Consider the following 5,091-nt stretch of genomic DNA (forward strand, 5'->3'; position numbering starts at 1 on the left):
GATACCTTGAAAGACGTTGAGCGTTTGTATAAAAAAAGAGTAGAAAAAGAGAGACTTATTCAGGGAAATAATCCTTCGTTTTATTTTAAATCAAAAAGTGATTAAGTGTATATTTATTTTCTTTTTTATCGTATGCTGTTTTTACAAATAATCTATTATATTAAAAGTATCTAATATAAATAAGTTGTTGCTGAATGAGGGTACTGCTCTGCCTGCACATATTATTATTTCTGCAATTCCTACAGTTTGAGGTGAATGCCCAGCAAGCCGATTTAGATAGTTTGCGTTCTGTAGTGAACCCCGCTATATCATCCATGGAAACCGTGGAATCTATCAATGAACTGGGAGAGCAGTTGGTAATGAGGGGAGAGTTTACAGAGGCGCGTGATTGGCACCTACTTGCTTTTCAGGTTGCAGACAGACTTGAAGCAGAGAGAGATTTGGCCCAGTTTCAAACACTTGTAAGCTTGGGATCACTATATCTATCAAAAGAAAAACCCGACTCAGCTCTGATTATGCTCGACCAGGCAGGGTTTCTCAATGTTCCTGCCGAGAGTATGAATTCACAAAAAAACCTAAAAGCGGTGGCCCTGCAAATGTCCGGTCAGCTGGTGCTCTCTTCCAACCTATACGAGGAGGCAATTCATGTTGCTGACTCATTGGGTAGAGGCGATCAGGTAGCGGGATTAAGAATGAACCTCGCATCTGTTTACTCTTCGATGGGAGAAGAGGTTGTGGCGCTCAGAAATTTTTACGACGCTCTTGTGTTTGCGGAAGATTCTAAGGATTCAGTTTTAATTGCTGTTACATCCAATAACATCGGTCATCTTTTTAATGAAATGGAAGATTATGAACAGGCTGAATTTTATCTGGACAATTCAGAAGAGATCAGCAGAAATATTGGTCATCAAGTAAATTTACGCAGGGTTTTTGTAAATAAAGGCAATCTCTATTCCGGACAGGGTCGGTATGATTTGGCGGAAGAGTACTACACAGAAGGGTTGGACTTAGCTGAGGCTGCAGACGATCGTTTAGCGGAAGTTCGAATCTATTACAATCTGGCTAGAATGGAAGCGCAACGCGGTGACAGGTCCCGGGCTGAAGAAATTTTTCTATTTTCATTGGAGGAGAGTGTTAGACTGGGAAGTGTGGAAGGACAATACAATAGTGCCATCAGCTTAGGTGATTTGGAGGCTGAAAGAAATAATTATGGTGGAGCAGCCCGGTGGTATGCCAGAGCTCAGTCCATTGCGGAAGGTAGAGGATACCACGCTCTTCAAACGGAGTCCTACAGTAAGCTGTATGAGATCTATAAACGTGCGGGAAATACAACGCAAGCTTTACAGTGGTTGGAGCGCTTCAATGAACTTGAAGATTCACTGGCGTCTGATGAGAAACTCAGATTACAGGCAGAATACGAAACACTTTTCAATATACGAACCAGGGAGCAACAGGCTGAGATCATTGAAGCTCGACAACAGGAAATCCATGCTCGCGTAAACCTGCAGCAATGGCTCATCGTTTTTGCGTTTTCACTTGGAGGGTTTTTATTGGTTGTGGCATTTGTTTTAAATCGATCAAACCGGAAAGTGAAGGATGTCAATTCTGAGCTGGAGGAGTCCAATGAAAAAATCCGGGAAGTCAACAAGACTGTAAAAGAACAGAATGATGAACTTGAGCAGGTTAATCAGGTTAAAAACAAGCTTTTTGCAATTGTTGCCCACGATTTAAGAAGTCCGTTGAGTTCACTTCAAAGCCTTATCTATCTGATTAGGGAGCATGACCTGTCTAAATCGGAAAGGAATAATATTCTCGACTCGCTGGATCAGAATATTCAGGATAATTCCAATATGATGGATAACCTGCTGGCCTGGGCAAAAGCTCAGATGAATGGTGTTCAGCTAAACAGACGTGTTTTTAAATTTTCGGAGGCAGCCAAAGCCGTTACTGAACAAGTTCGGTTTCAGGCCGAAAACAAGGGAATTTCAATTGAGACACAGGTGGTTGACGAACTGACTGTAAAAGCAGATTACGATATTGTGAAGCTTGTTCTACGTAACCTGATTGCCAATGCAATTAAATTCAGTAAAGAGAATGACACAATTACGGTGAGTGTCAGCCGGTCTAAACAGTATGCTGAAATTCAGATTATTGATGAGGGTATTGGAATCAAGACTGAAGATCAGCCGAAACTGTTTGGCAATGAACACTTTACAACGCGAGGCACTAAAAACGAAAAAGGCAGTGGCTTAGGACTGAACTTGAGTAAAGAGTATATCGAAGAGCACGGCGGAGAGCTTTGGTTTGAGAGTGAGTATAAAGTGAGGACCACATTCTTCTTTACGCTTCCATTAGCAGAAGGCAGTGTTAATGGAACAGCCGTTAGTGATGATCATTCACTAGAAGATGAGAGAGAACCGATAGACCAAACCAAGCTTAACTAATCTTCAGATTCATATTCAAAGTTCATAAAAGAGCTTTCAATCCCTTCCTTTTCCAAATAGTGCTGAACTACATCCGGGTTTGGAGTATGCGTTATGTAAACTTTTTTTGGTGATAGTTCCTTACAGAAACGGATCAATTCAAAAAAGTCGAGATGGTCGGAAAGAGCAATGAGTTTATCTGCGGTAAGTTGGGTTCGCCTTGATTCATTGGATGCCCAGCCTGAACAGTATGCCACTCTGGTTTTTGAAACATTTGAGGCGAACCCTTTCGAGAGAGCTGATGAGGGTGTGACTAATATATTTCTCTCACACTCTTCGCGCACATAAGTGGAATAGTTACCTAAATCAACTCCGTGTTTTTCGTAAACATCACACAGTTTGAAACCGGCACCATGAATCATAAGAGGTAGATTTAATGGAGCGAGAATGTGCATGATTTCCTGAGCTTTTCCCAAATTGTATCCCAGAAAGATCGGCGTATATCCATCTTCGAGTGATGAGACTGCAAAATCCTGAATTTCTTGTTTAAGCTCATCAAGAGGTTTCCAGCGATAAATTGGCAGGCCAAATGTGGCTTCAGTAATCAGCAGGTCAACCTTATCCGGCGCGTCAAAACCCTCGGTTGCAGGTGATGGAGGTGTTTTATAGTCACCGGTGTATAAAATTGTACCTTGGTCAGTTTCCAGGTAGATCATGGCAGATCCCAAAATATGTCCTGCCGGATATAATGTTGCACGGAATCGATCCGATTCGAACTGTTCATGAAACGATAAAATGTTTTTATCTCCTCTAAAACCTCTGCGCTCCATCAAGTCCAGAGTGGCGCTTGTTGCGTAGGCTTTGGTATTTTTGTTGCGGGGCATGTGATCGGCATGAGCGTGACTCACAAAAGCATATTCTGCTTCGGGATGATAACCGTCGAGAGACACACCAAACTCCGGGAAATAGAGTCCGTGATAACCTGTTTTTTTAATAATCATGAGAGGATTTCGGAACGTTCAAGAAGTACATAGGTCAATAAAAACAGAACAATTCCGATCGAAATCATATTTGCAGCTACAAACCGAATTTTTCGTTTTAAAGTATTTTTGTTTTCGAGAATTGCCTGTGAGGTATGTTGCCAGACTAAAATGAGCTGGCCGGCAACAAAGATGATCAACAGAGCCCAAAGCGAGAAGAGAAGCTCAATCCAGGAGAACGGAATAAAAGAGAGAAAAAGCCCGGGCAGAGTAAAAAGAAGAAGGTACTTTAAAATTTTTTTCCAGGCCGGGGGAGGAGTTTCATTCTCTGCAACAGAAAGTAAGTACTCTTTCATCCGTTCTGTCTTAAATAGTAGAAAAACTCCGTAGCTTATCAATAAAGCACCCAGAGATACGTAAAAAGCGAGAAACCACTGTGTTGAGAAGTTTTCCATGAAACAGATAGAGTGGTTTTAAAATATGTTAATTACAGTGTTGAAAATCATCACTCAATCAAAACCCGTTCATTCCCCTCTTTCAATTCGGACGGTATGGAATTACAGATTGATTCTTTAAATGCCTGAATGATCGTTTTCTTCAAATGTTTTCTGCCGTAGATTAGTCGAACTTTCCTGGAAGGGACAGGTGTTTCAAACTCTTTGATTATCGCGTTTGAACAGGAATCTTTGTGTTCGCTGATGGCAGTCCAGGGTAGGAGAGTCATTCCAAAATTCTGCTCAACAAGGCGTTTTAGCGTTTCTAAATTACCGCTTTTAAAATCAACGGAGGGGTCTTTATGATCTTTAATCTCTTTACAGAGCTGCACGGTTTGGTCCCGGAAACAGTGTCCCTCGCTTAAAAGCCAAATGTTTGCTAAGTCGAGGTCGTCGATGGTGAGCTTCTCTTTTTCAATAAGTGGATGGCTATGCGACAGATATCCAACAAATGGTTCTACATAGAGATCTTCTGTATAGATGAAACTTTTTTCTGTAGGTGTGGCAATGATACCCGCATCCAATTGATCATTCCCCAGTTTTTCCAGTACCTCACTGGTGATCAACTCCTCAAAAATGAGGTCAACATTCGGATATTTTTTGATAAAAGACCGAATAAAAAGTGGTACCAGGTATGGTGCTATGGTTGGAATAATGCCCACCTTAAACTTTCCCTGAAGTTCATCCTCTTTAAAGTTGGCAATATCAGATATCTGTTTGGATTCATTAAGGATGATTTTCGCCTGAGCGATAATTTTTTCTCCTATTTCCGTAGGAATGACTGGCGATTTAGACCGATCGAAGATAGTAACACCCAGTTCATCCTCAAGTTTATGAATCTGCATGCTGAGAGTAGGCTGAGTGACATAGCTTTTTTCGGCGGCTGTTGCAAAATGCCGATATTTGTCTACTGCTATGATGTAAGAAAGTTGTGTAAGCGTCATGGATTTAAAATCTTTCAGGTAGAATCAGATGGATTATCTTTTGCTTAGATATTGTTATAAGATCAAATAAAAGATGATCATTACCAACCAAACAGAATATGGTGACGGATAAATATATGAATTTCAAAGAAATGAAATTAAAGATCTCCGGCAGAGTTCAGGGAGTGGGGTTTCGCCACTTTACACGCACAAATGCCGGTGATCTCGGGATCAAAGGCTGGGTTCGGAATCTTGATAACGGAGATGTTGA

General features: G+C 41.2%; 5 protein-coding genes. 2 read left to right on the top strand and 3 right to left on the bottom strand.

Annotated features, from left to right (window positions below):
- The first annotated feature begins 194 nt into the window (after positions 1–194).
- Entirely contained in the window at positions 195–2,444 is a 2,250-nt protein-coding gene (locus ACESM0_RS12615; protein ID WP_372906560.1) for a tetratricopeptide repeat protein, read from the top strand.
- Here ACESM0_RS12615 and ACESM0_RS12620 read toward each other — a convergent pair.
- From ACESM0_RS12620 to ACESM0_RS12630, 3 genes are read right to left on the bottom strand one after another with little or no spacing between them, the layout of a single operon-like run.
- Complete coding sequence (locus ACESM0_RS12620) at positions 2,441–3,424, bottom strand: hypothetical protein (RefSeq protein WP_372906561.1); 984 nt, start codon at positions 3,422–3,424, stop codon at positions 2,441–2,443. The genes ACESM0_RS12615 and ACESM0_RS12620 overlap by 4 nt on opposite strands.
- Positions 3,421–3,858 carry a hypothetical protein gene (locus tag ACESM0_RS12625; RefSeq protein ID WP_372906562.1) on the bottom strand — a complete coding sequence of 146 codons (438 nt, stop codon included), beginning with the start codon at positions 3,856–3,858 and terminating at the stop codon, positions 3,421–3,423. Before ACESM0_RS12625 ends, ACESM0_RS12620 begins: the two co-directional genes overlap by 4 nt.
- 50 nt (positions 3,859–3,908) lie before the next feature.
- Positions 3,909–4,841, bottom strand: coding sequence for a hydrogen peroxide-inducible genes activator (locus ACESM0_RS12630; protein WP_372906563.1), 933 nt, complete (start codon positions 4,839–4,841; stop codon positions 3,909–3,911).
- Between the two features lie 131 nt (positions 4,842–4,972).
- Between ACESM0_RS12630 and ACESM0_RS12635 the strand changes: the two genes are divergently transcribed.
- Positions 4,973–5,091 (top strand): acylphosphatase (locus tag ACESM0_RS12635; RefSeq protein ID WP_372906564.1); only part of this gene is annotated, 119 nt, incomplete at its 3' end.

The organism is Rhodohalobacter sp. (assembly GCF_041686455.1).
Lineage (GTDB): Bacteria > Bacteroidota > Rhodothermia > Balneolales > Balneolaceae > Rhodohalobacter.